The following is a 25,968-nucleotide window of genomic DNA, read 5'->3' on the forward strand; positions in this document are numbered from 1 at the left end:
GTGATTCAATGCTTAAGGTACTGTTTGCTGATGATGAGCCGCTGATGCTGGAGGGGCTGCGCTTCCTGGTCGACTGGGAGGCACTCAACTATGAAGTATGCGGCGAGGCACTGGACGGGGAGGATGCGCTGCAGCTGATCGGCAGCACCCGCCCGGATCTGGTCATCACCGATGTGCGTATGCCGGTCATCGACGGCCTTGAACTGATCCGCAGAGCTTCGGAGAGTGAGGTCCGGCCGAAGTTTATTATTTTTAGCGGCTATGCTGACTTTGAGTATGCCAAGCGGGCCCTAAAATACGGAGTATCCAATTATTTGACCAAGCCTCTGGATGAGCAGGAGCTGACGGAGGCGCTGCAGACGGTCACTGAACAGATCCTTAAAGAACGCAAGGCGTCCTCCCGCCGCGAGGCGCTCTCGGCGCTGATGCAGGAGGATACCGTATCCCGGCTTCTGATGCGGGAGAATACGGAGGAGGAGCGGGAAAAGGGGCTGAAGACGCTGGGGATCTCTCCGGCCTCGCTGCTGTGCTGTGTTCTGGTCCATGGAGCAGCGCCGGACAGCCTGCAAATGCGTGAGCAGGTCGTTGCCGTGAGCGGAAAGGAGCCGCTGCGCGGCATTTCCGTCTATCCGTTCACCGCTGGGAGCGGGAAGCACGGGTATCTGCTGGTGTCACCGCAGGATGGACCGGAGCTGGACCAGGCACTGCTTACCCGCTGGATTGCAGAGATGCGGCCGCTGTACAGCGCGCCGGTCTTTTTCACGGCAAGTCTTCAGCATCAGGGCCCGGAGGCTCTGAATTTGGCGTATCAAGAGGCGCTGGCTGCTGAGCTGTGCAGGCCGGATGCCCCCGGAGACGAGGTGGCCGGCTTCTTCGGGAAGCAGGACAAGACACAGATGGCCATGCTTCCGGCAGAGCTGAGACGTTCGCTGCTGCAATCTGTCACCGAAGGGAAGACCGAACCTCTTACTGCGCAGATTGGCGAGGTGTTCAAGATCTTCTCGGCGGAGGGGGCTTCGAGCTCCTGGATCGACGCTTTTCTGGCCAATATCAAAGCAGAACTGCTACGTGAAATTACCGCCAGAGGGGGAGACTATGCGCAGTGGGTGCAGAAATGGTTCCCGTCCCGGCATACGGCCGGCTGCCTGCCGCTGCTGGAGCGTCAGACAGAGCAGGAGCTGTGCGAGGCGGCTGAGTGGTTCGCTGCGGCTGCGGACGGCAGGGCAGAGGATCAGATCGTGTCCGCAGCGATAGAGTATGTCCGCGGGCATTATCAGGAGAAGCTGAAGCTGCAGGATATTGCGAAGCATCTGCATGTGAATTCCGCCTACCTGGGCCAACGGTTCAAGAAACATTACGGCAGCTCCTTTAACGATTATCTCCATGAATTCCGCATTGAAGAAGCCAAGAAGCTGCTACGCCGGACCGATATGGGGATATCGGATATCGCAAGCAGGGTGGGGTATTCAGACGCCGATGTGTTCGCCGCCAAGTTCAAGGCGCTTAACGGAGTGACGCCTTCCGTATACAAGAAGAGTTAATTCAAGAGGGAGGAGAGGGCTGACATGAAGGATAACCGGAAGCCATCTGCCTTCATTAATGATATTCCGCTCAAATACAAGTTTTTGTTTATCTACTTACTGTGTGTGCTCGTCCCCATACTTAGCATCAATGCCCTCTTTTATGTACAGATTAGCCGTAATGTGGAGGCGCGGGAGAGGGAGAACCTGGAGATTTCGGTAGACCGGGTGGTCTATGATCTGATGCAGATCGTGAACGAATGCGTGGCGATCAGTAACACGGTGGCTGCGGACCGGTCCTATATGGAGATGATGGATTATGCTTACCCGGATAATGAGGCTTATTATGATGCCTATAATGATTCCCTGAAGGATAAGCTGCGGCAGTACAGCAATCTTCACTCCTATATCTCCTGGATGGGCATCTATACCTCCAATCCGACGATCCAGAACGGGAACAGTTATTTCATTCTGTCCGATTCAGATAAACAGAGTGAGTGGTACCGCAAAATCTCCAGCAGCTCGGACAAGGTGCTGTTGACCTCGTACCAGGGGACCAATCCGCTGAATCCGCCACAGCAGGAGGTGCTGGTCAGCCTGATCCGCAAGCTGGATAACTTCACCGGCCAGCCCTACACGAAGTATCTGCGGATCGATCTGCGGCTGAACAGCGTGCAGGATCTGTTCCAGAAGGAGCGTGACTATCTGGACTTCAAGCTGCTGGATGAGAAAGACCGGGTCGTGCTGGCCTCGGACGGTTCCTTCTCCTCGCTGGATGCGGGTGCCTTGCTGAATGTGGACACCAGTCTTGATCATCCTGCCAAGCAGATTGTCCGGCCACTTAGCAGTGCCGCTTACACCAAAGGCTGGCGGCTGGTCGGAACTCCCGAGGGGCGTCAGATCAACCATGAGATGGACCGTGCGCTCAGGAATTCGCTGATTCTGGTTCTGCTGACGATCATCATTCCCACCTTGCTCATGAGTGTTATTATACGCTCGTACAATCTTCGGGTAAGGCTGCTCTACAAGCATATGAAGCTTATCAAATATGAGCAGTTCGAGAGCATTGACATGTATGAGGGAAGGGACGAGATTGGCGGTCTGATCCGCAGCTTCAATCTGATGACCGGCAAAATCCGCAATCTGATCAATGATGTCTATAAGCTGGAGATTCAGAAGAAGGATCTGGAGCTGGAGAGGGTACGGGCCGAGCTGAAATATCTGGAGAGCCAGGTGGACCCTCATTTTCTATTCAATACGCTGAATGCCATCCTGGTCATCTGTAAGAAATATAAATATGAGCAAGTCACCGATGTCATAAGGAATCTGGCCCTGATTATGCGCAGGCTGCTGAGCTGGAAGGATGATCTGATTACGGTGGAGGAGGAAGTATCCTTCATTGAAATGTATCTGCAGATTGAGAAATTCCGCTTCCAGAACCGGTTCTCTTATGAGCTGGATATTGAGCCGGAGGTGCTGAAATGCCGGATTCCCAAGATGAGCATACAGGCCTTAGTGGAGAATTCCTGCAAGCACGGCCTGCAGTCGGTCAAATGGGCCAGGGAAATCCATGTGTCCGCTTCGCGGAATGACACAGGTCTGCAGATTGTGGTCACTGACAATGGCAAAGGAATTGAGAAGGAGAAGCTGGAATGGATTAAGTCCCATCTGGAAACAGGGGAGGATTCGGGGCAGAATGTCGGGCTCCGCAATGTGTATAAGCGACTCATGCTGTACTATAACGGCAGGGCAACATTCCGCATTGAGAGCACCGAGTATGAACGGACGGTCATTACCATCCAGATTCCGGGGAACTTGAGTCTGGTTCCGGCAGGGGAGGAATCTCATGTATAAAGTAGTGCTCGCAGATGATGAGACCCTCGCATTAGAGGGTCTGCAGACGCTGACTGACTGGGGGGAGCTGGGCTTTGAGGTATGCGGCGCCTGTGAGAACGGGGAGGAGGCGCTGGCCGCCATTATCCGCAGCTCGCCCGATCTGGTGATTACAGATATCCGCATGCCGGGGATTGACGGGCTGGAGCTGATCCGGCGCGTACGCAGCCTTGACATGGAACAGCCGGTCTTCATCGTGCTCAGCGGCTACGGCGAATTTGAATATGCCAGAACCGCCATTCGTTATGGGGTAAGGCATTACCTGCTGAAGCCGGTCGTTGATGCGGAATGGGATAAGGTGCTTATCGATATTACAGACGAGCTGGAGCTGCGCCTGAAGCAGAAGATGCAGCAGAGCATGCTGGCCAGCCGGCTGCTGCCGCTGGCGGTAGCGCGCATGCTTGAAGGCCACTGGGCGGAGCCGGAAGAGGAAGCGGCGGAGCAGATGGACCGCCTGGATGAGGCAGCCACGGGCTGGACTTATCTGCATGTGGAGGGCCCAAGCAGCCATATTACAGAGCTCTGCCGGGAGCTTGCCGGACCCGCTGGCGCCATGTTCATTGATCTGCCGGGGGATCAGGCCGGGCTGGTTGTGGAGAGCTCGGCGGAGGCATCCGGGCTGGCGGAGCAGCTATACGCCGGGCTGACCCGCAGCGGGGTGAAGGGCTCCGTCAGCATCGGGCCAAGTGTGCGTTCCCTCCGCGAGCTGCCGGTCTCCTACCGGGAAGCGGCAGGCGCTGCGGCCCGCCACTACTTCTATTCGGACCGGTGTGGTCCGGTGGATTCGGCCAGTGAAGCTGGAGGCCAGGTGAATTACACGCTCCCTTCCGCAGAGCTGATTGAGGAGATCATCGGCGCGGTCGAGCGGCTGCATGAGCAGAAGGCAGCGGAGAAGCTGCGCGAATTGTTCAGCGGGTTCAAGGAGAACCGGACCGATCCGGGATTGGTACAGATGACGGGCATGGATATCATGCTGCGGAGCATGGAGCTGCTGAAGGAATTCGGAGGCACGGACGATCAGTGGATCGGAACGCTTGATTTTTTCAGAACCGAGCCCAAATCCCTGGAAGATCTGCAGGTTACCCTGGAGACGGCTCTCTCCACCAGTATGAATTATATCCGGCAGCACAAGGAGCGCAACTCCGAGCATCCGCTGATCCGCGTGGAATGCTTTCTGAGAGATCATTACTCGGAGCATCTGACTGTAAAAGAGGTTGCCGAGCATTTCTATATCAATCCGGTGTATCTGGGCCAGGCCTTCATCAAAAAGCACGGCATCAGCATTCTGGAGTACATTCATAATCTGCGGATCGAAGCGGCCAAGAAGCGGCTGATTGAAACTCACGATACGGTCAGAAGCATTGTGGAGAGTGTGGGCTATGTGCACTATCATCACTTCTTAAGAGAGTTCGAGAAACGGACCGCTCTCAAGCCGGTGGCCTTCCGGGAACAGGCCCAGTCCGGACAAGGATAGAGTATCCATTTATTTATTAGGGTCCAAGTCTTTACTATGGTGATGGAAAACGCATTCAAATGCGTTATGATAGAGAGAGTTGTCCAAAAATGTTATCAACTACAGGAGGTTAGCAAAGATGAAACAAGCGAGCAGCGAAATTCCTGCATTACATGAAATGTTCCGGGAGGCCTTCAAGATAGGAGCTGCCGTCAGTACGGGTATTATAGCTGCCCAGGGTCCTTTCATTGCCAGGCATTATAACAGCATCACCGCTGAGAATGAGATGAAGCCGGCTCTGGTTCAGCCGCAGGAGGGAGAGTTCACCTTCGGGGCTGCGGACGGTATCTTCGAATTCGCAGAGGCACACGGGATCGGTGTCCGGGGGCATACGCTACTGTGGCATAACCAGACCGGAGACTGGATGTTCCGGGATGCAGAAGGCGGAGCGTGCAGCAGAGAGCAATTGCTTGCCCGCCTGCAGACCCATATCAACACGGTAGTTGGCCGTTACCGGGGACGGGCGTATGCCTGGGATGTGGTTAATGAAGCAATTGAGGATAAAACAGACCAGTACCTGCGGGATACCCGGTGGCTGGAGATCATCGGCGAGGATTATCTCCGCCAGGCGTTTGAAATGGCGCATCAGGCAGACCCCGACGCTCTGCTGTTCTATAACGACTATAATGAGACCGATCCTGTCAAGAGCAGCAAAATCTACAAGCTGGTGCGCAGCCTGCTGGACCAGAATACGCCGATTCACGGGATCGGGATGCAGGGACATTGGAATATCTACGGCCCTTCCATTGATGAGATCCGCAATGCGCTTAAGCTGTATTCGTCGCTGGGACTGAAGATCCACATTACTGAACTGGATCTCTCCGTGTTCGACCATGACGATAAGCGCACGGATTTGAAAGCGCCAACAGCTGAAATGCTGAAGCTACAGGAGGAGCGTTATGCCGAGATCTTCGCCCTGCTGCTGGAATTCAAGGACTCTATTGATTCGGTGACCTTCTGGGGCGTGGCCGATGATTATACCTGGCTGGACGGCTTCCCCGTCCGGGGACGCAAGAACTGGCCGTTCCTGTTCGATGAGCAGAAGCAGCCCAAGGCTTCATTCGCCCGGCTGGCCGGGCTGGCCGCACCGCAATCCTAATATTATTTTAAGCTGACACTTTATCAGATCTGGAGGGAAACAAATGACAACTCAACTGAAGCAGGCTGCCGGCAAGGTACAGCCGAACGGCAATCCGCTGGTGGCACACAGATACGGAGCCGATCCTTACGCCCTGGTATTCGGGGACAGAGTCTATCTGTACATGACCAACGACGCCCTGGAGTATGATGAGAACGGTGCGGTGAAAGAGAATTCTTACAGCAGCATTAATACAATTACCGTAATCTCGTCCACTGATCTGGTGAACTGGACCGATCATGGCGCGATTGCCGTGGCCGGGCCGGAGGGTGCGGCGAAATGGGCAACCCAGTCCTGGGCACCGGCAGCGGTGCATACAGTGATTGACGGCCGGGATAAGTTCTTCCTCTACTTCGCCAATAACGCCAGCGGCATCGGCGTGCTGTCGAGTGACAGTCCGGTGGGACCATGGGTGGACCCGATCGGGGAAGCGCTGATTCTGCGCTCCACACCTGGGGTCGAGGATGTGACCTGGCTGTTCGATCCGGCGGTGCTGGTGGATGATGACGGCAAGGGGTATATCTACTTCGGAGGCGGTGTCCCGGAAGGACAGTTCGCCGAACCGGGCACAGCACGGGTGATGCCGCTGGGTGAGGATATGACCAGCGTGGTGGGCACGGCGGAAGTCATTCCGGCCCCGTTCATGTTCGAGGATGCCGGAATCCATAAGTGGAACGGAGTCTACTATTATACCTACTGCTCGAACTTCTATGACGGGCAGCGGCCGGAGGGCAGCCCTCCGGCGGGAGAGATTGCCTATATGACAAGTGAGCATCCGATGGGGCCCTGGACGTATCACCGCACGATCCTGAAGAATCCGGGACATTTCTTCGGTGTGTCCGGGAACAACCATCATGCGATTTTCCAGTTCCGTGATAGCTGGTATATTGCTTATCACGCCCAGACCCTGTCCAAGGCCCAAGGGATTGCCAACGGCTACCGCTCCACACATCTTAACCGCCTGACTCATCACGAGGACGGGTCCATTCAGGAGATTCACGCGGACTACGAGGGTGTGCAACAGCTTGGCACCTTGAATCCTTATGAACGTATTCCGGCGGCAACAATGGGCTGGAGCGCGGGGGTGAAGACGGAATACCTGTCCGAGGGCGGAGTTCAGGCGGTTACGGATCTTGAGCGCGGCGGCTGGATCGGACTATCCGGGGTAGACTTCGGCAGCGGAGCGGAGTCGTTCCGGGCTTCGGTGCTGAGCCTGGAAGCGGGCGGCGTGCTGGAGCTGCATCTGGATGAACCGGCAGGTCCGCTCATCGGCAGACTGGCGGTTCCGGCAGCGGACGGCACGCAGGAATGGCTGGAGCTGAAGACGGAGGTTCAGGGAGCGGCGGGAGTTCACAACCTCTATCTGGTATTCGCGGGAGAGAGCGATAAGGGCTTGTTCAAGCTGGCCCATTGGCAATTCACACCACAAGATAAATAACATCAAGGGGGCGGGCATATTGAATACAGCCAGCATTACCAATCCAGTGATATGGGCAGATGTCCCGGATGTGGATGTGATCCGGGTCGGCCAGGTGTTCTATATGGTCAGTACCAGCATGCACTCCATGCCGGGCTGTCCGATTATGAAGTCGGTGAATCTGAAGGACTGGGAGATAACGGGTTACGTCTATGACACCTTCGAGGACAACGAGGCCCACCGGCTGGAGGACGGCAAAGGCATCTATGCCAGCGGCTCGTGGGCGGCATCATTGCGTCACAAGAACGGGACCTTCTATGTATGCTTCTCCTCCAATGACATGGATCAGTTCTATATCTACCAGACCCGGAATATTGAGCATGGGCCATGGGAGCGTTCGGTTATTCCGGGGCTGTACCATGACCCGGCGCTGCTGCTGGATGATGACGGCCGCAATTACGTGATCTACGGGAACGGGGATATCCGGGTCCGGGAGCTGACAGCGGATCTGACGGCTGTGAAGCCTGGCGGAACGGATCAGCTGCTGCTGGAAGGCGAGCGTAAGGACATCATGCTGCGGATGGAAGGCTGTCATGCCCATAAGCGGGACGGCTACTACTTCCTCTTTTTCATTGAATGGCCGTCGGCGGGGAATCAGCGCAGACGCCAGCTATGCTACCGGTCCCGGGAGCTGCTGGGCCCATATGAGCACAGGGTTGTTCTGGATGATGATCTGGGCTACCGCAATAACGGCGTGGCGCAAGGCGGGCTGGTGGATACAGAGGAAGGAGACTGGTACGCTGTACTGTTCCAGGATCATGGAGCGGTTGGACGTATTCCCTGCGTGTTCCCTGTGACCTGGGAGAACGACTGGCCGGTGATCGGAGATGGCGGCAAGGCTCCGGTGTCCTTCGGGACGAAGCTTCCCGCCGGGGAGCCGAAGGCGCTTGTGATCAGCGATGAGTTCGAGTATGCAGACAATCGGCTGGCGCTCCAGTGGCAGTGGAACCACAATCCCGACAACGGGCTGTGGTCGGTCACCGATCGGCCTGGCTGTCTGCGGCTGCGCACAGGCCGGATAGCTGACAATGTTCTGCTGGCCCGAAATACGCTGACCCAGCGGACGGAGGGTCCGGCTTGCAGCGCCGAGACGATGCTGTATCTGGGCGGCATGAACGAAGGTGACCGGGCCGGCATGGTTGCTCTCCAGTCCGGGTACGGCACGGTTGAGGTGGCCGCCGGAGAGCAGGGACAGTACACTGTAAATATGTGTTTCCCCGGCGACAAAAGCCCTTATGTGACAGAGAGTATCCCTTTCACAGGCCAGTCGATCTGCCTGCGGATTGATTTCAATTTCAAGGATGGTGTGGATGAAGCCAGGTTCTTCTATTCAGGGGATGGTGAGGTGTGGCATTCCATTGGTCAGACCCTGCATATGAAATACACCCTGGATCATTTCATGGGCTACCGGATTGGCTTGTTCAATTATGCAACCGTCTCATCCGGCGGTTATGCCGATTTCGAGTATTTCCGTTATCGCAGGCAGGGCTAAGTCCGGGTCTTGAACCGGGTAGCATACACGCTTGGAGTCATGGAAGTATTCTGTTTGAATATTCGTCCGAAATACGTCAGGTTGGAGAAGCCCACCCGGAAGGCCACCTCCTGAACCGGATACTGGCGAAGCTGAAGCAGCCGGCAGGCTTCGTGCACCCGCAGCATGTTCACATATTCAATCAAGGTTTTTCCTGTGTTCTTCTTGAATAGGTGACAGAAGTAGTTGGGGGTCACGCAGCAGATCCGGGCGGCTTCCTCCACCGTCAGCGGTTCATGGAAATGGTTGCTGAGATGAATCAGCAAGGGCTGGATGCCTGTTTCCTGGCGGTCTTTTTTCGAAGGCGGTAATTTGAACTCTGCCAAGGGATAAGCAAGACCCAGGGAGGAGAACAAGCCGCCTTTGATACATAATTCATAACCGGGGCTTTTGTTCTGATAGCTGTACACGATCTGTTCTATACATGCCCTGATCCGCCGTGTAACCGGCTGGTCCGCACCATAGAAGGCGGGCAGCCGGATCTCGCCGGAGAGCAGCGGCCGGATGTGCTGAAGCTCGGTAAGATCTCTCATCCCGTTCAGCAGAGCTTCGTTATAGACGACCGCATACAGTTCACTGCCCTCTTCTGTAGGATAGGCCGCGTGGATCTGGGGCCGGCTGACAAAGGCCAGCTCCCCCTCCACCAGTTCTCTGGAGCTAGGGCCCACCTGCACCCGGAAGCTGCCCTTGGTAATGAGTATCCATTCGAGATGGTCATGCCAATGAGGCGGAATGATGCTGCGGTCCGGGAAGCAGATATGAAATACATTGATGGGAAACAGGCCCTCGGGAATCTCCGTGTGCTCTTTTTTCCATGGATAAGGCTTGTCTTCGAAAGCTCCACTCATCTTAATCCCTCCACAAAAACGTAATATCGTATGATATATGCGTACTTTTATGCGTAGTATCGCGGTTTCGCACTCTTTATAATGTGGTTGCAACCTTATTATAGAACTGTTGGAGGGATCACGCTATGTTTCGTGAAGAGAATGGCAGACTGATCAGAGAATATGACCATGAGAGAGTCTGGATAGAGCCTTGGGGAGAGCATTCGCTGCGTATCCGGGCTTCTTATTCAGAGATCACCGATGAGCAGTGGGCGCTTCTGCCGGCAGAGCAGACCTCAAGCAAGATAACCATTACCAAGGAACGTTCGACCCTCGTGAATGGAAATATTCGGGCGGAGATTACGGATAAGGGACAGATCTTCTTCTACAACCAGCATGGCAAGCTGTTGCTTAACGAAACGGAAGATACGTATCAGTTAAAATATGGAGGCAGAGAGCTTGCAGCCGTTCCCGGCAGCAGCGATTTCTCTGTGAAGCTCCGGTTGGAAGCGGACCCATTGGAGAAGCTGTACGGCATGGGCCAATACCAGCATTCCTTCCTGAATCTGAAGGGCTGTTCGCTGGAGCTGACTCACCGTAACAGCCAGATCAGTATCCCGTTCGTGCTGTCTAGTGCCGGTTACGGGTTCCTGTGGCATAATCCGGCGATCGGACAGGCGCACTTCAGTCTGAATGTGACCGAATGGACAGCCCCGTCGTCCAAGCAGCTGGATTACTGGATCACCGCCGGGGACTCGCCTGCCGAGATCGAGGAGGCATATGCCAAGGCCACGGGAACCGTGCCGATGATGCCGGATTATGGCATGGGGTTCTGGCAGTGCAAGCTCCGCTACCGTACGCAGGAGGAATTGCTGGAGGTGGCGAGGGAGCATAAACGGCGGAATCTGCCGATTGACGTCATTGTCATTGATTTCTTCCACTGGACGAATCAGGGCGACTGGCGGTTTGACCCGGAATATTGGCCAGATCCTGAGGCGATGGTGCAGGAGCTGCAGGAGATGGGCATTGAGCTGATGGTCTCGGTATGGCCGACCGTCCAGACGGAGAGCGAGAACTATAAGGAGATGCTGGAAAAAGGGTATCTGCTGCGCTCGGACCGCGGGGTGCGGACGCAATTTCAGTTCCTCGGACAGAACGCGATCTTCGATGCGACGAATCCGGAAGCCCGTAAGTTCCTGTGGGGGCTGATTAAGCAGAATTATTATGATAAAGGGATCAAAGTCTTCTGGCTCGATGAGGCGGAGCCGGAGCTGACGGTCTATGACCATGATATCTACCGCTATCATATCGGCTCCAGCAAGCAGGTCGGCAATATCTATCCCGTGAAATACAGCCAGACCTTCTATGACGGCATGGCTGCCGAAGGTCAGGAGAATATTATCAATCTGGTGCGCACCGCCTGGGCGGGCAGCCAGCGCTACGGAGCACTTGTATGGTCTGGAGACATTCACTCCAGCTTCAAGGTGCTGGGCATTCAGGTCCGGGCCGGACTGAATATGGCCGTGGCCGGAATTCCATGGTGGACCACCGACATCGGCGGCTTCCACGGCGGCAATCCGGCTGACGCTTCCTTCCGGGAGCTGATGGTCCGCTGGTTCCAGTATGGCGCGTTCTCTCCGGTATTCAGGCTGCATGGGGACCGTTCCCCTTTTGTTCCGCCCACCGGAACGCGTGGCGGGGGCGTATGCGGAAGCGGCTCGGATAACGAAGTATGGAGCTACGGGGAAGAGGCGTATGCCATCTTCAAAGAGTTCATGCAGATGAGAGAGCGGTTGAAGCCTTATATCCGCGGACTGATGGAGGCTGCGCATGAGAAGGGCACGCCGCCAATGCGCCCATTGTTCTATGATTTCCCTCAGGATCCGGCGGCCTGGGATATCGAGGACCAGTATATGTTCGGCCCCGATCTGCTGGTCGCTCCGGTGCTGGGCGAAGGCGAACGGGCACGCAAGGTATATCTGCCGTCCGGCTCAGAGTGGACGCATGTCTATACCGGCACAGCCTATGCCGGCGGGCAGGCTATCACGGTCGATGCGCCGCTCACGCAGATTCCGCTGTTTGTGCGGGACGGTGCTGTGCTGCCGCTCCTTAGCGGGGCTGAGGAGTAAGGATAGTGTGAACAAGAGCAGCGATTCTCCGACGGAGGGTCGCTGCTTTTGATAGTTGGGGCGGAATGTGTGCGAAAAACTGAATCCGACCCTTTTACACTCCCGCTATTCCTCCTCCCGGATCAGTGGCTGTTTGGAAGCCAGCCGCTCCCGGTAGGCCCGGGGGGAGAAGCCGGTCAGCTGCCGGAACTGGCGGCAGAAATGCTCGACATTGGCGTAGCCGCAGAGGGCGGCGATCTCTGCGATTTTGTGCTGGCCGAAGCCCAGCTTCTCCTTGGCCAGCCGAATCCGGCAGTGGATGACATCCTCCATGCAGGAGATGCCGAAGGCGGATTTGTAGATGGTCTGGAGGTAGCCGGTACTGATGTGCAGATATCCGGCCATTGTCGATACGGTCCAAGGATGGCCAGGATTGCTGTACAGCGTCTTGCGCAGCTCCAGCAGGTTATAATACTGCGGCGTCAGCTTGTCCTGGGACGCTTCGGACAGCTTGTTGAACAAGATGCGGAACAGGTAGTCAATGGAGAGCTCCCGGTAATCGTTCTGGAACGAGTTCTCCAGCGTCAACAGCTGGAACAGCTGGTGGCAGTACCCGGGATCGGGCAGGGAGAAGGGGCTGCCCAGCGGCAGGACGCTTTCGGTGATGTAGGATTCATCTGCATCGAAACGGACCCAGTCGTTCACGTATCTTTTGGAGCAGGCCCGGTAATAGATGTTGTGCCCAGGCGGATACAAGGCAACGGAGTGAGCAGGAAATTCCTTCAATTCGCCGTCTACTTCAAACACCGCCGGAGTCTGGGTCAGGACAAGGAGCCAGGCGTCCAGTCCTTCGGGGATACTATAGACAAAATTGGCCGGATGTGCAGCATCGTATTCCACGTAGTGAATGGTGGGCATGGGCTTCTCCTTTCTTCGGATAGATCAATTAATGGTCACGAAATATCATTGTTAGTGTTTCGGTGAATCTCTATAATTTGTAGTGAATCCAAGAGTTGATCTGAAATACTAGCGTGCAATGGGAGATTAATGTTATTAGAAATTATCAACATGAAGGAAGGTTATGGATCAATGATACCACAACAAAATGAAGATCGGAAAGATATCCTTTGCTATACAAGACTGCCGCAGGAGGATATCGTGTATGCTCCGAAGCTGGCTTACAGTATGCATCTTGCATACAGCACGGGCGGGGGACCGTTCCAGGCATTGAATCATAACTCGGGAGTCCTGTTCGCCAAGGCGACGGAGAATGAGGATGGGACGCTCCGGGCCAAAAGCCTGAAGCAGCCGTATCTTTTCTACTTGGCTGACGGGACTTTCGGCGTCATTGCTGTACGTACCGAGGCAGACGGTGAGGCGGATGAGCAGAGCAAGGGGAAGGTACTGCTGTTCTCGTCTGCCGATCTGCTGCAATACAGGGAGATTGGACTGCTGGAGCTTCAGGCGGATACTCATGTAAGCGATGTATCCTGCACCTTCGATCCGCAGCGGAACGGTTACCTGATCCACTGGATTGACGAGCAGGGGCAGGGCTACGAGAACTTCACCGCCGACATCCTGAGCCTTACGAATGTCTCGGAACCGGTGGAAGCGGAACCGTTCACGCTGGAAGCAGTGCAGGCTGAGATCGAGGGAATCCAGCCGCGCAACGTGATCTCGGTCTCTGCAGAGATAGCCCGCAGACTCTGGTGCAAGCTTACGGTGCCGGAGAATATTGCTGTGGTGGTACCGGACCGCGTGAGCGCGGCATCGGTGGAGGATGTGAAGACTATCCGGGCAACGGCTCTATACAGTGACGGTACGCAGGCTACCAAAAAAGTAAACTGGAATACGGCTGTCATCGACTGGGCCAAGCCAGGCACCTACAGCATCTCCGGGGAGATCCATCAGGATCACTTTCCATTCCCGATTGCACTTAACCGTGCGGACCCTTGCATTGTAGGGTGGAAGGGAAAATATTATTTCATTGCGACTAATGATGCGGATAAGGAACATACGTTGTATATGAGGGAAGCCGATACGATTCCCGGACTGGTAACAGCCGAGGAAGCCCTGATTCTCGATTCCTCCACGTATGAAGAGATTGGCGGCCTGCTGTGGGCGCCCGAATTCCATATCATTGAAGACGAGCTGTATATTTTCCATGCCGCTACACCCGGTGAGTTCTTCCATGAGGAATCGCATGTGATGAAGCTGAGCCCATGCGGGAATCCCATGAATGCTGCGGACTGGTCCAAGCCCTGCCGGGTAGTGAAGAAGGACGGCAGCTATCTGTGCGAAGCGGGCAAGACCATTTCGCTGGATATGACCGTCATCCGCTGGAACGGCCAGCTCTATGCCGCATGGTCCGAGCGCCAGTTCCTTCCTGTGGATCTTGGAGCTTGGGTCTATATCGCAACGATTGACCCGCAGGAGCCGTGGAAGCTGACCAGTGATCCGGTGCTGCTGACCCGGCCGGATTACGGCTGGGCCAATAACCATACGTTCGTGGATGAAGGTCCGTTCGCTCTGTACACCGATGATAAGCTGTATGTGACCTTTGCCAGCGCAGCGGTGGATGCCACTTATGTTGTCGGTCTGCTGACCGCAGACAAGGGGGCGGATCTGCTGGATATCAAGAGTTGGACCAAGGGCAATTATCCGCTGCTGACCTCCAGAAGCGTGCCGGGAGAATACGGGCCGGGCCATAACTCCTATGTGACGGACGAGGATGGGGCGATCTGGAACGCCTACCACGCCAGACCGGGAATTGACGGACCGCGGAGTTCCGGCCTGCGCCGCGTGCATTTTGACATCGATGGTGCTCCGGTTCTGGATCTCACCGAGGAGAAGGACCTGAATCCGGGCCTGAAGCAGGTATCCATGGAAGTTGTCGTAAGCTAGACTACGATTCTGCCTAACCCTATACTATTCCTTGTCATCCGGGAACCCTTGACCATTCACTTAGGCCGGGGGATTACCCAAGGTTATAGCAAAGTATCGAATGTTCATTTAAAATATCAATATGACATACAAGAAAGAGGAGGTTGCTCATATGGAATATCATGTGGCAATTCAGGGGAATGATCAGGCGCCGGGTACGGCGGAACAACCTTTCCGCTCCATCTCCCGTGCTGCGGCGCTGGCGGAGCCGGGGGATATGGTTATCGTCCATGCGGGGATATACCGGGAATGGGTCAGTCCGGCCAATGGCGGTACGGAGGAACAGCGCATTGTGTATCAATCGGCCGGAGACGGTGAAGTGGTGATTACGGGCGCTGAGCCGGCAGCTGACTGGAAGGATGAAGGCGACGGTGTCTGGAGTACAGAGGTTCCTAACACCCTGTTCGCTGTCCGCAATCCGTTTGAAGAGAAATTATACGGGGACTGGCTGTTTGAAGGCGCATTCGAGCCGCATCTGGGGGAGGTCTATTTGGACGGCAAATCGCTGTATGAATGTGATAGCGTTACCAAGCTGCGCGATCCTCAGGTATGGCCGCAGGCCAAGTACGCAGCGGACTCTCTGCTGCAGTGGTATGCAGAAGTAGGCCCATCCACCACCAAGATCTGGGCGAGCTTCGGCGGCAAGGACCCCCGCAACGAGAAGGTGGAGATCAGCGTCCGCCCTTATTGCTTCTGGCCTGAGCAGACCGGCCGTAATTACATAACGGTCAAGGGCTTCACGCTCCGGCAAGCGTCTCCGCAGTGGGCTCCGCCAACGGCGCTGCAGGAAGGGCTCATCGGCCCTCACTGGAGCAAAGGCTGGATCATTGAAGACAACCACATCTGCGAGTCCAAATGCACAGGGGTGAGCCTGGGCAAAGAAATCTCAACCGGGCATAATGAATGGTCCAATGGCCGGATGAAGGGCGGAACGCAGCGGGAGCAGGAGGTTATTTTCCGCGCACTCCGCCAGGATTGGCATAAGGACAACATTGGAAGTCATATCGTGCGCAATAATGTGATTCATGATTGTGAGCAGGCTGGAATTGTCGGACATTTAGGCGGGGCGTTCAGCCAGATTCTCCAGAACCGGATTTATAATATCCATCATAAACGGATTTTCCACGGGGCAGAGGTCGGCGGAATCAAGCTCCATGCTTCCCTGGATACCCAGATATGCGGGAATGTCATCTATAGCTCCTACCGGGCGTTATGGCTGGATTGGCAGGCACAGGGTACGCGCATCAGCCGCAATGTGTTCTATGACAACCTGTCCGAGGACTTCTTCATGGAGGTCTGCCACGGCCCTTATATGGTGGATCACAACCTGTTCCTGTCGCCGATGAACTTCCGCAATATGGCTCAGGGCGGCGCGTTCGTCCATAATCTGTTCGCCGGCAGGTTCGTGGTGCGCCCGGAGCTTACCCGTTATACGCCGTATCATATGCCGCACGAGACAGCGATCGCCGGGTACAGTAATATCGCGGGCGGTGACGACAGATATTATAACAATATCTTCCTGCGCGATGAGGATACGGGCAATGAGGTAGTGCCGATGACGTTCTTCGAGCATCTTCCGCTGTCTCCAAGAGATAAGGTGGATGATACCGGTGCTCCGGTAATGGATGGTATCCCGGATAATTCCCGCTGTTACCTGCATCCCGTAGGGCTGGGCGGATATAACGAGCATCCGAATGCCCGGGATAAGCAGTGGTGGGAATACACCAAGGAAGAGATCAAGGCACTGATCGATTCCGGGAAGCCGTTCCATCCGGAACAGATGGCTCTTTCCGTAGCCATCCAAGGCAATCTGTATCTGAAGAATGCGGTGCCGGGTACACATGAGCCGAATGCGAAGGTCTATGCTGGCAAGGGTCTTGAGATCGAGGTTGATCCTGCTTCCGGCAAGGTGCAGGTGCATATTGAGAACCCTGAGCTGCTGCGTGCAGCAGCGCCTACTGTGGTCACCACGAATCTGCTGGGCAGAAGCTATCACGCCGAGATGCGCTATGAGGAGCCGGACGGTTCACCATACCGGTTCGACCGCGACTTCTTCGGTAAGCAGCGCCCGGACTCGAATGTGACGCCTGGACCGTTTGAGCTAACAGAGAATGCTGCGGTGAAAATAGTGCTGTAGAACTGAATTGGTTATGCCTGAGAGCCTGTCCCTGTGGACAGGCTTTTGTGTGGTACAGGATATGAGAAATCTTGCAAGAATTGCAACAATGGTGATTGCAATAGAACAGATGGTTATAGCCGATCTCTGCCTATAAAGGGGAAGTGGCCCTGCTTATAATAGAAGAAGAGTGAAATGATGAGAGCCGAATGGAGATGAGGGGATGAAGGCATTCAATGAAAGGTACGCAGACACCGGGGAGAACTTCAACAACGTTCATGCCTTTTTAAGACAAATGGTAACTTTGACGGGGAAGCTTCAGACCTGGGAATTTGTCAGATTCGAGTTCTGGAACCGGTACGAAGCGTCCAAGAGTACAGATCCTAATTTCATGGAGCATAATGCACACCTATGGAAGAATGAAGCCGGTGAGATCACAGGCTTGTTCATTTCTGAATCCGGAGGCGGTTTCTTCAGCTTAATCGTTCATCCGGATTACCCGTATCTGGCGGACGAGATGGTCGCATGGACCCGGAATGTATGGGGCAAGGAGAAAAAGAAGCTCAACACCGATTGCTATCCCTACGGTCTGGAGGTTCAGGCATTATTGGATCAAGGTTTTGTGCAGGATTCCCATATCGGGAATACCCGTAGATACGATCTTGCGCATACGGATTACACTTTGAACCTGGAAGAAGGATTCTACATCCGCTGCATGGCGGAAGGGATAGATGAAGGAGCGAAGAGTGATTTAATTGAGCGGATCTTCTCTCCGGATGATTCCAATGTCGGGAGCATAGAGTACTGGAGAAAAGATCTAAAGTCCTATCGTGCGGACCTTGACTTCACGGTGATGGATGAAAACGGCCGGCCCATTGCCTTCTGTTTCGGGTTCGTGGATCAGGATAACGGGATCGCGGTTATAGAGACGATTGGGACCCATCCCGATTACCGGCAACGCGGCTTCGGCAAGGCTGTCATTACAGCATGTTTCATCCGGCTGAAGGAGCAAGGTGTGACAACGGCATATATTACGGGGTTCTCTGCCGGGGCTAATGCACTCTATCAATCCCTGCAGCCGGTGGAGATTACTCCCATGTATTCGTATGTATACGAACGTTAGATGCAGTCAGTACAGTGCGTTATAGATGGGCTTCCATGCTCCATAAATATTTTTCCGCAGCAGGTTCCTCAGCAGGATTTCATACTTAGTTTATTGAATAAACAAAGTGTGAGAATATACATATAACTATGAGAGGAATGAGCAGCTTTGGACATGAACCAGCAGAAGTATACAACGCAAGCAGCAGGGTATGATCAGGAGAGAGCAGGGATCGAGCATGGTAAGATCACGATGATCGAATATCCCTCTGCAACAGTTGGCAACACCCGCAAGGCCAGAGTATATACACCGCCCGGATACTCCAGCGCAGAGAAATATAGTGTGTTGTATCTGCTGCACGGTATCGGTGGAGATGAGGACGAATGGTACACTCACGGCACACCGCAGGTTATTCTGGACAACCTATATGCTGATCAATTGCTGAAGCCAATGATTGTAGTTCTGCCGAACGGGCGGGCGATGCTGAATGACCGGGCGGAGGGCGACATCTTCGCGCCTGACAAGTTGGAAGCCTTTGCAACCTTTGAGTCTGATCTGCTGAACGATCTGATCCCTTATATTGAAGCGAATTATTCCGTGCTGACGGACCGGGAGCACCGTGCGCTGGCCGGGTTGTCCATGGGCGGAGGACAATCGCTCAACATGGGTCTGAACAACCTGGACCTGTTCGCCTGGGTGGCAGCCTTCTCTCCGGCGCCCAACACGAAGGAGCCGGAGCTGCTGGTACCGGACCCGCAGAAGATAGCGGACGCGCTTAACCTGCTCTGGTTATCCTGCGGAGACCGGGACAACCTCAAGTATGTCAGCGACCGCACCCATGCTTATTTCACAGAACATAACGTGCCGCATATCTGGGTGGAAGAACAGGGCGACCATGACTGGCCGGTCTGGAAGAACGGACTGTACCAGTTCGCTCAGCTTATTTTTTAGGGAAGCAGGAAGAACTGTTACCGGTAACAAAAAAGGCAGTCCCAAGCCATATTCATGGCTCCAGGGCTGCCTCTTCTTTTACTTTTACAGCTTACGCAGTAACGCTCATTTGCTTACTTATTGGCTACCGCATCGGCACGCATTTTGACGATTTTGTCTGCTCTTTCTTTGTCTACCGCGAAGACATCGTTCCAGCCGAGACCTTCGACATCGCTCTTGAGCTTCGTCCAGAGCTGGTCGAATTCGGCCTGATCCTTGGCGAAGATCATTTTCCAGGAGGTGTTCTTGACATAATCCGAGATCTGGCTGCGTTTGTTCTTAACGTCAGAGGAATCGGAGCCGAGACTGGTGTTGATGTTAGGTACGATGTCGATCATGTTGTTCTTCGTATAGTATTCAGTCGGAGTGGTCGCGTCATAGGTTTTCTGCCAGTCTGTAGTCAGTGCTGTCTTGTTCGCTTCGATGGTGGACGCCCAGTAGGTGCTGTTGTAGAATTCCTTGGTATCCGGGTCGACTACGAAATCACTCATAATCATCGAGTTCACCTTGCTCTGGCCGTCCTGATAACCGCCGCCGCCGTACTCATCCGGTACAGGAGTGTTTTCCTGGAATGCTGTCTGGCCGACTTCGGTCAGCTTGAATTTGCCGTCAGGTGTCTTCTCATAGTTGAAGCCTTCAAAGCCGTTCGTGTAGTAACGCAGGCCTTCCGGAGAAGACATCCAGTCCATCAGTTCCATGATTCTTTCCGGTTCTTTGGCTTTGGAGCCGATGGCGAATACTCTGCCGTTCCCGAAGTAAGCGTCACTGTTCTGGATCAGGTGGGTATCACCAATCGGAACCGCTACGTTGCCGTCTCCCTGGTTGCCGCGTTCAATCGTATTGTAGAACCCTCTCTGCCAGGAGTACCACAGGAGCAGCACCTGCTTGTTGGTCAGCTTCTCAGACACCTTGTTCCAGTCCTGGGAAGGGGAGTCGGGGTCGACGAGACCCATTTTGTTAGCGTCATAATAGAACTGCAGAATCTTCTTATACATGCTGTTGTCGTCCACGATTGGAACGATATCGCCTTTGGCATTCAGTTGAATCGTTGTCGTGCCGTTCGGCTGCTCGTAGCCATACCAGTTGCTCAGCCAGCGCACATTCTCCATGCTTCCCCCGTCCCAGTCCTTCCACAGGGTAATAGGAACAATCGGCTTGCCGTCTGGAGTCTTCGGATATTTAGCCTGCATGTCCTTCAGGGCGGTCATCAGATCGTTCAGATTGTTCAGCTTCGGCGCGCCGATTCCCTTGTAATAGTCCCAAGGCATAATCGGGCTGGAGTAAGGCAGCTCTTCCGAGAAGGTGGTGGGTGAAGTATCGGCGGTGAAGGCCGGCAGAGCGTAGATTTTCCCGTCCGGATTCTGTTTCTCGAAGGCCACATTGAACGGCTTGAAGTGATTGTCTACATATTTGGACAGATGCTCTGTGTTCTTGATCATGTCCGTAAGATCCATAATCATACCCGCCGGAATCAGTTCTTCAAGCTGGCTGTTCTCAATAATCAGCAGGTCCCCGAGGTCACCGGAGGCGGATCTGGTCTTGTAGAGCTGATCGCCGGCCACCTGCGGAGCCAGAATGTTCAGTGTGATATTGAACTTGTCTTTCAGCAGCTTGCCGTACCAGCCTGTCTGCTCGCCTTGATAGTTAGCTGCGTTGTCGAATACCGTTATGGTTAGAGGTTTGCTGTGATCAATGCCGCCAGTGCCCGGATCGGATGACTTAGTAGGTGTTCCGGGTTCGGCCGTCCCCGCCGCAGTGCCTCCATTGTTGGAATTACCGCTGCAACCACTTAACGCCGTTGTTACCAGCAGAATGGTCGTCCCTAGTAACAGCGCGGACTTTCTGCCCAGCTTAATGTGTGTTTTCATGTGTAGCCCCCCGAATGATTAATGTATCATAATGGCGCATGTCCGTTAGCCTTTCACGGCGCCAATTATAATTCCTTTGACAAAAAATCTCTGGAAGATCGGATATACCAGCAGAATCGGTGCGACTACAATAATGGTAACCGTCATGCGGATGGAGGTAGAGGTCTGCTTGGTAGCGAGAGTGGCCATTGCCGTGGATCCGGCGTTCTGCAGGTTGACCATGGTGGACAAGGAACTCGCCTGGTTGATGTAGTTATACAGAATGAACTGCAAGCTGTAGAGCTTACTATCCGTCACCAGCAGCAGCGTATCCTGGAAGGAGTTCCACTGATTCACCGCCGAGAAGATGGCCACGGTTGCAAGGATCGGCTTGCTGATCGGCAGAATGACTTTGTAAAAGATGGTGAAGATTCCCGCCCCGTCAATGCTGGCCGCCTGTTGAAGCTCCTTCGGAGTTGCCTCGACGAAGGTTTTGACCAGGATAATGAAGAATGGCGCTACCACGGACGGAAGGATGTACGCCAGGAAGTTGTCGGTCAGATGCAGGGATCTCATGGTCAGATACCATGGAATGATTCCGGCATTGAAGAACATCGTGATGATGGTGAAGCGGTACCAGAATTTCTTGCCCCACATGTCCTCCTGCGCAAACATAAATCCGAGGAAGGCCGAAGCGCCGACAGTGAGCAGCGTACCGATCACGGTTCTGCCGAGGGAAATCATGAACGCATTGCCTAGACCCGGGATTTTGAATACATCGATATAGTTCTGGAAATGAATCCCCTTAGGCCAGAAAATAATTTCGCCCTTGGCACTGAGATCATTCGCGCTGATCGTATTGATAATGATCGAGTAGAACGGATAAACGCAGATGAAGGCGAACAGGGAGAACAGGATATAAATGATGGTGGAAATGAGCTTGTCGGTGGCGCTGAGCTGCATTTTGACTGTTTTTTTGGTGATGTCGATCTCCCGGGTGTTTGGCGTAAGACTGGTCTGGTTGTCACTCATACAATGCCCTCTCCTCTCAGCATTTTGGACAGCCCGTTCACCGAAAAGAGAAGCACCACGCTGATTACACTCTTCAGCATACTGATCGCAACGGAGACAGAATAACTGCCGCCGCCCATGGCGAGGTTATACACATACAGATCGAGAACCTGAATTGTATCCTTGTTAAACGCATTCTGGAAGACGAAATATTGCTCTAATCCGTTGTTCAGGAAGCTGGCAATCTGGAGCATCAGCAATACAAAATAGGTAGGCATCATGCTTGGCAGCACGACATGCCGGATGACCTGCATTCTTGTGGCGCCGTCTACATAAGCCGCTTCATACAGTGACTCGTCAATGCCCATAATGGCGGCGATATACAGGATCGCTGACCAGCCGAGCGTCTTCCAGGTAGCCCAGGCCCACATCGTCCACCAGACATGCTCAGAGCTCTGCAGGAACATTGTAGGTGAATCGGTCAGCCCTGTCATATGGAGGAACCCGTTGACCATCCCTTCGCTGGAGAACATGGAGAAGGCGAGGGAGTACACAAGCACCCAACTGATGAAGTTCGGCAGCGTGGTGACCGTCTGGATGAATTTGCGGAAACGTACCGCCTTGATCTCGGTCAGGAAGATGGCAAAAATCATCGGGAGCCAGGAGAACAGGATGCCCAGTCCGCTGATGCCGAAGGTATTCCAGATGACTTGCATTAACTGGTCGATCTTGACCTGATTCTCGATCAGGGAATGGAACCATTTGAAGCCGACGAACTCGGATTGGGATAACGGGATAGGCGGGGTGTAGTCAAAAAATGCATATACCCATCCATAGAGCGGATAGTAGGCAAAGACAGCGAGTAAAACCATAAAGGGAGAGATGTAAAGGAATTTCCGGAACGAATTGCTTCTCATGCTCTGGCTGCGCATTGTTTCACTCCTTATTGTATTCTCTTTGTATGATTGCCTCCTGAAGCTAAGCCGGGGCAAGCAATCCTGAGTAACTTGTCTGGCTGTCATCCCCCTTCATAATAAAAGCAATGAAAAGCAATTTCGGAGCAATTGATAACGCTTTCATGTATGAAACTATAATAAGTTATCGTCTATCTTCTAACAATGACCGATCCTCACCAATTATTGATCTATTATCAGGTGAAAGGAACGCAGACGAAACGGACAAGTTCATAGGAGGGGCAAGCGAGAAAAGCAGGAGGCCGTGGACAAAACGGGAGTTTATGGGAGGGGGGAAGCGGAATGCCGGAGATGAAGCGGGAAACGGGAGGAAGATAAAGGGTGACGATGGGCCAAATGAAGTGCACAACTGCACCTGATTTCGTCAAATGTTGGCGGATGAGCGAAATGAAGTGCACAACTGCACCTGATTTCGGAAAACGTGGGCGGATGGGCCAAATGAAGTGCACAACTGCACCTGATTTTAGAATAAGTCGGCGAAAAGAGCAGGCTGGTGCAAACTGGAACACACACTACATATAACACACCGCCTGATTCCTCCGCATCAGGCGGTGATGAAGCATTGTTTGCGGTATTCGTTGGCGCTTGTGCCGGTGTATTCCCTGAATTTTTTGTAGAACCAGTCGATTTCCGAATACCCGACAGCGTCTGCAATCTCATAGATCTTCATATCGGTTGTTTCCAGCAGCAGCTTGGCCTTCTCCATCCGCTGGCGCAGGAGGTATTCGTTGAAGGACATCTTCTCCTGCTGCTTGAATTTCTGTCCGAGATAGGCGCAATTGAAGTTCAGGGAGTCGGAAATCCGCTTGAGTGTAATATTATGATGGAGCTGCTCATCCACGTATTGCTTGATTGTGCTGACGATCGGGCACGGGGAGGGCGGCACTTTTTGAATGGTGAACTGAGCATAATCCCGCTCCGCCGCCGGTCTGTCTGCCGGAGCAAGCACCCGACTAACCGCCTGAAGACTTCTGCCTAGCTCGGCCGGGTCCACCGGGTCGGTCAGGTAATCGCTTACATTATAGAGCAGCGCTTGGCGCGCCAGCTCAAAATCCCCGCTGCCTCCGAGCAGGATAATCGGAACGGAGCTTCCCTGTCTAATCTGCTCACAGACTCTCATGCCCGCCGTATGGGCGCCTCTGATATTCAGAAGAACCAGGGATATCCCTTCGCTGCGGATCAGCCGGAGAATATCGGAAGAATAATCGGCATGCGCATGGATGATGAAATGCTTAAGTCTGTCCCCTGACATACCTAACATATAAGAAGCGGTCTCCCGCACCTGACGGTTACGCTCCACACATAAGATTCTGTACAACATGAAGACCCCGCTTTCAGATAGAAGTTAAGCTTCTTTGTATCCATTATGTGCAACAGAGTCTGACGCTACAATGTGCAATTCTTGCACCAGGCTCCATTTGTTTACCTGATCGGAATCCGGCTGCCCGGTGTATAAGGACTTGCGGGCCCGACCTATAATTTGACAGGTGAACACCTGAAGTTAGACGGGTTGTTGCCTCAAAATGTAAGCGCTAAACTTTCGAGGTAAGTCATTCATACTTGGGGGGACAGATCATGCGGGCAAAAAAGGTAATGTCAGTATTCATTAGTACGTTGTTATTAGCAGCCACGACGGCATGCGGAGGAGCGGGGAACGGCGGGAACGCCGGAGGGGGAGCATCAGCCCAGCCGGCGGCGGCTACGGAAGCTCCGGCCGCTGAGGCCACTGCGGAAGCTACAGCGACTGCGCAGCCTAGCAATGCTACACCGGACAAGGATTTCGATATGGGCGGCAGAACGATCAAGATTGTCTCCTGGTGGGATATGAAGATTCCCGAGGATAACCCGGACAATATCCAGCGCTCGAAGAATCTGAAGGAATTGATGGCGAAGCATAATTTCAAGGTGGAATATGTGGCGCTGGACTTCGGTGAATACCAGAAGAAGGTTGTGGCTTCACTGGTCGCCGGTGAGCCGCTTGGCGATATTGTCAGAATGGGCAAGGGCTATATGATCCCGGTGCTGACCAAGCAGGATATGTTCTGGCCGGTTGACGAGTATACCAAGAATGAGAATGCCTTCAATCAGCGGATGACTACAGAATTCTCCCAATATGAAGGCCGGGGCTACGGCTTCTCGGAGAATGCGGGTAACCTGATCAGCGGGGTATTCTATAACCGCACCCTGATGAAGAAGCTGGGCATGAAGCCGCTCCAGGAATATGTGAACGAGGATAACTGGAATTGGGAGACCTTCACCCAGGTCGCCAAAGAAGCGAACAAGGATACAGATAACAACGGCAAACTTGATGTCTGGGGCTTGGCATCAGGCGGGTTCCTGGAAATGGCGATGGCCTCTAACGAGACTGATCTGACTATTAACGACAAACAGAATCTCGATGATCCCAAGCTGCTGGAAGTCTTCAAGTTCATCTCTAAGCTAGGTGCCGAGAAGGTAGCCCGGCCGACCGAAGGCGGGGACTGGCAGGAACCGGCGCAGTTCTTCCGCCAGGGGAACACACTGATGTATGCAGGAGCAGATTATGAGGCGAACGGCTTCAAGACGGATATGAAGGATTATGATATCGGCTTTGTTCCTTTTCCCAAAGGTCCCAATGCTACCGAATACCATAGCGTGGAATCCAATGTCCAGTTCCTGACCATCCCGAAGAAGGCCGAGAATCCGGACCAGCTGCTGTATATCTGGGAGAAGATCAACGATATCGAGTCGATCTATGATTATCCGAAGCAGGCTTCCCTGGAGAGCACGTATGACAACGAGGAAGATATCAACAACGCCAAGATGGTCGAGGGCGGCATGCTGTTAACGAACCATAACACCTTCTCGACTATGCCGTACTACGAGATGGTGGATGAGCTAAAGAAGGGAACTTCAGCTTCGACTGTCATTCAGAAGTACAAGGCGAAGGTTCAGGCTTCTGTGGACGCGGTCTACAAAAAATAAGCGGATACCGCATG

Annotated in this window: 19 protein-coding genes; 13 read left to right on the forward strand and 6 right to left on the reverse strand. The window is 53.9% G+C overall.

The features are described from left to right. Positions 1-8 precede the first annotated feature (8 nt). The 6 genes from MHH28_RS01945 (at position 9) to MHH28_RS01970 (ending at position 9,033) form a co-directional block, all read left to right on the forward strand. A complete protein-coding gene (locus MHH28_RS01945) occupies positions 9-1,541 on the forward strand; it encodes a response regulator (RefSeq protein ID WP_405111036.1) in 1,533 nt (510 codons plus the stop codon). Between the two features lie 24 nt (positions 1,542-1,565). Continuing rightward, positions 1,566-3,374: a sensor histidine kinase gene (locus MHH28_RS01950; RefSeq protein ID WP_405111039.1), complete on the forward strand. Its 1,809-nt coding sequence runs from the start codon at positions 1,566-1,568 to the stop codon at positions 3,372-3,374. Continuing rightward, on the forward strand, positions 3,367-4,887 hold the full coding sequence (locus MHH28_RS01955) for a response regulator (protein ID WP_405111042.1): 1,521 nt from the start codon (positions 3,367-3,369) through the stop codon (positions 4,885-4,887). The genes MHH28_RS01950 and MHH28_RS01955 overlap by 8 nt, the downstream gene beginning before the upstream one ends. A 118-nt stretch (positions 4,888-5,005) precedes the next feature. Further along, complete coding sequence (locus tag MHH28_RS01960; RefSeq protein ID WP_405111045.1) at positions 5,006-6,025, forward strand: endo-1,4-beta-xylanase; 1,020 nt, start codon at positions 5,006-5,008, stop codon at positions 6,023-6,025. Between the two features lie 43 nt (positions 6,026-6,068). Beyond that, the gene (locus MHH28_RS01965) at positions 6,069-7,502 is read left to right on the forward strand and encodes a glycoside hydrolase family 43 protein (RefSeq protein WP_405111048.1); all 1,434 of its coding nucleotides are present in this window, start codon (positions 6,069-6,071) and stop codon (positions 7,500-7,502) included. A 19-nt stretch (positions 7,503-7,521) separates the two neighbouring features. Further along, positions 7,522-9,033: a glycoside hydrolase 43 family protein gene (locus MHH28_RS01970; protein WP_405111051.1), complete on the forward strand. Its 1,512-nt coding sequence runs from the start codon at positions 7,522-7,524 to the stop codon at positions 9,031-9,033. Here the strand turns inward: MHH28_RS01970 and MHH28_RS01975 are convergent. Continuing rightward, positions 9,030-9,920, reverse strand: coding sequence for a helix-turn-helix domain-containing protein (locus tag MHH28_RS01975; protein ID WP_405111054.1), 891 nt, complete (start codon positions 9,918-9,920; stop codon positions 9,030-9,032). The two genes, MHH28_RS01970 and MHH28_RS01975, sit on opposite strands and share 4 nt — an antisense overlap. 125 nt (positions 9,921-10,045) lie before the next feature. Between MHH28_RS01975 and MHH28_RS01980 the strand changes: the two genes are divergently transcribed. Beyond that, positions 10,046-12,028, forward strand: coding sequence for a TIM-barrel domain-containing protein (locus MHH28_RS01980; protein WP_405111057.1), 1,983 nt, complete (start codon positions 10,046-10,048; stop codon positions 12,026-12,028). 105 nt (positions 12,029-12,133) lie between these two features. Here MHH28_RS01980 and MHH28_RS01985 read toward each other — a convergent pair whose 3' ends face one another. Next, positions 12,134-12,925 carry a helix-turn-helix transcriptional regulator gene (locus MHH28_RS01985; protein WP_405111060.1) on the reverse strand — a complete coding sequence of 264 codons (792 nt, stop codon included), beginning with the start codon at positions 12,923-12,925 and terminating at the stop codon, positions 12,134-12,136. 171 nt (positions 12,926-13,096) lie between these two features. On the opposite strand from MHH28_RS01985, the gene MHH28_RS01990 reads away from it, so the two are divergent. The 4 genes from MHH28_RS01990 (at position 13,097) to MHH28_RS02005 (ending at position 19,119) form a co-directional block, all read left to right on the forward strand. Next, positions 13,097-14,911 (forward strand): family 43 glycosylhydrolase, encoded by a 1,815-nt coding sequence (locus MHH28_RS01990; protein ID WP_405111063.1) that lies wholly within the window; start codon positions 13,097-13,099, stop codon positions 14,909-14,911. A 151-nt stretch (positions 14,912-15,062) separates the two neighbouring features. After that, a complete protein-coding gene (locus tag MHH28_RS01995) occupies positions 15,063-17,087 on the forward strand; it encodes a right-handed parallel beta-helix repeat-containing protein (protein ID WP_405111066.1) in 2,025 nt (674 codons plus the stop codon). 202 nt (positions 17,088-17,289) lie between these two features. Further along, the gene (locus tag MHH28_RS02000) at positions 17,290-18,189 is read left to right on the forward strand and encodes a GNAT family N-acetyltransferase (RefSeq protein WP_405111069.1); all 900 of its coding nucleotides are present in this window, start codon (positions 17,290-17,292) and stop codon (positions 18,187-18,189) included. 153 nt (positions 18,190-18,342) lie between these two features. Then, entirely contained in the window at positions 18,343-19,119 is a 777-nt protein-coding gene (locus MHH28_RS02005; protein ID WP_405111072.1) for an alpha/beta hydrolase, read from the forward strand. Between the two features lie 113 nt (positions 19,120-19,232). Here MHH28_RS02005 and MHH28_RS02010 read toward each other — a convergent pair whose 3' ends face one another. Genes MHH28_RS02010 through MHH28_RS02020 form a run of 3 tightly spaced genes read right to left on the reverse strand, consistent with a single transcriptional unit; the run spans position 19,233 to position 22,888 of the window. Then, positions 19,233-21,026: a hypothetical protein gene (locus MHH28_RS02010; RefSeq protein WP_405111075.1), complete on the reverse strand. Its 1,794-nt coding sequence runs from the start codon at positions 21,024-21,026 to the stop codon at positions 19,233-19,235. A 45-nt stretch (positions 21,027-21,071) separates the two neighbouring features. Beyond that, the gene (locus MHH28_RS02015) at positions 21,072-22,037 is read right to left on the reverse strand and encodes a carbohydrate ABC transporter permease (RefSeq protein ID WP_405111078.1); all 966 of its coding nucleotides are present in this window, start codon (positions 22,035-22,037) and stop codon (positions 21,072-21,074) included. Beyond that, a complete protein-coding gene (locus tag MHH28_RS02020) occupies positions 22,034-22,888 on the reverse strand; it encodes an ABC transporter permease subunit (protein WP_405111081.1) in 855 nt (284 codons plus the stop codon). The genes MHH28_RS02015 and MHH28_RS02020 overlap by 4 nt, the downstream gene beginning before the upstream one ends. Before the next feature lie 170 nt (positions 22,889-23,058). Between MHH28_RS02020 and MHH28_RS02025 the strand changes: the two genes are divergently transcribed. Further along, the gene (locus MHH28_RS02025; protein WP_405111082.1) at positions 23,059-23,349 is read left to right on the forward strand and encodes a hypothetical protein; all 291 of its coding nucleotides are present in this window, start codon (positions 23,059-23,061) and stop codon (positions 23,347-23,349) included. A gap of 185 nt (positions 23,350-23,534) precedes the next feature. On the opposite strand, the gene MHH28_RS02030 is transcribed toward MHH28_RS02025, so the two are convergent. After that, complete coding sequence (locus MHH28_RS02030) at positions 23,535-24,242, reverse strand: helix-turn-helix domain-containing protein (RefSeq protein WP_405111084.1); 708 nt, start codon at positions 24,240-24,242, stop codon at positions 23,535-23,537. 323 nt (positions 24,243-24,565) lie between these two features. Here MHH28_RS02030 and MHH28_RS02035 point away from each other — a divergent pair, with 323 nt between their 5' ends. Beyond that, a complete protein-coding gene (locus MHH28_RS02035; protein ID WP_405111086.1) occupies positions 24,566-25,954 on the forward strand; it encodes an ABC transporter substrate-binding protein in 1,389 nt (462 codons plus the stop codon). The last annotated feature ends 14 nt before the right edge of the window (positions 25,955-25,968 follow it).

The sequence above is a fragment of the Paenibacillus sp. FSL K6-1217 genome (genome assembly GCF_045040735.1).
Classification (GTDB): Bacteria; Bacillota; Bacilli; order Paenibacillales; family Paenibacillaceae; genus Paenibacillus_AQ.

Coding starts and splice junctions, on each gene's coding strand:
- MHH28_RS01945 (WP_405111036.1), top strand. CDS start 9: ATGCTTAAGGTACTGTTTGCTGATGATGAGCCGCTGATGCTGGAGGGG.
- MHH28_RS01950 (WP_405111039.1), top strand. CDS start 1,566: ATGAAGGATAACCGGAAGCCATCTGCCTTCATTAATGATATTCCGCTC.
- MHH28_RS01955 (WP_405111042.1), top strand. CDS start 3,367: ATGTATAAAGTAGTGCTCGCAGATGATGAGACCCTCGCATTAGAGGGT.
- MHH28_RS01960 (WP_405111045.1), top strand. CDS start 5,006: ATGAAACAAGCGAGCAGCGAAATTCCTGCATTACATGAAATGTTCCGG.
- MHH28_RS01965 (WP_405111048.1), top strand. CDS start 6,069: ATGACAACTCAACTGAAGCAGGCTGCCGGCAAGGTACAGCCGAACGGC.
- MHH28_RS01975 (WP_405111054.1), bottom strand. CDS start 9,920: ATGAGTGGAGCTTTCGAAGACAAGCCTTATCCATGGAAAAAAGAGCAC.
- MHH28_RS01980 (WP_405111057.1), top strand. CDS start 10,046: ATGTTTCGTGAAGAGAATGGCAGACTGATCAGAGAATATGACCATGAG.
- MHH28_RS01985 (WP_405111060.1), bottom strand. CDS start 12,925: ATGCCCACCATTCACTACGTGGAATACGATGCTGCACATCCGGCCAAT.
- MHH28_RS01990 (WP_405111063.1), top strand. CDS start 13,097: ATGATACCACAACAAAATGAAGATCGGAAAGATATCCTTTGCTATACA.
- MHH28_RS01995 (WP_405111066.1), top strand. CDS start 15,063: ATGGAATATCATGTGGCAATTCAGGGGAATGATCAGGCGCCGGGTACG.
- MHH28_RS02000 (WP_405111069.1), top strand. CDS start 17,290: ATGAAGGCATTCAATGAAAGGTACGCAGACACCGGGGAGAACTTCAAC.
- MHH28_RS02005 (WP_405111072.1), top strand. CDS start 18,343: ATGAACCAGCAGAAGTATACAACGCAAGCAGCAGGGTATGATCAGGAG.
- MHH28_RS02010 (WP_405111075.1), bottom strand. CDS start 21,026: ATGAAAACACACATTAAGCTGGGCAGAAAGTCCGCGCTGTTACTAGGG.
- MHH28_RS02015 (WP_405111078.1), bottom strand. CDS start 22,037: ATGAGTGACAACCAGACCAGTCTTACGCCAAACACCCGGGAGATCGAC.
- MHH28_RS02020 (WP_405111081.1), bottom strand. CDS start 22,888: ATGGTTTTACTCGCTGTCTTTGCCTACTATCCGCTCTATGGATGGGTA.
- MHH28_RS02025 (WP_405111082.1), top strand. CDS start 23,059: ATGAAAAGCAATTTCGGAGCAATTGATAACGCTTTCATGTATGAAACT.
- MHH28_RS02030 (WP_405111084.1), bottom strand. CDS start 24,242: ATGTCAGGGGACAGACTTAAGCATTTCATCATCCATGCGCATGCCGAT.
- MHH28_RS02035 (WP_405111086.1), top strand. CDS start 24,566: ATGCGGGCAAAAAAGGTAATGTCAGTATTCATTAGTACGTTGTTATTA.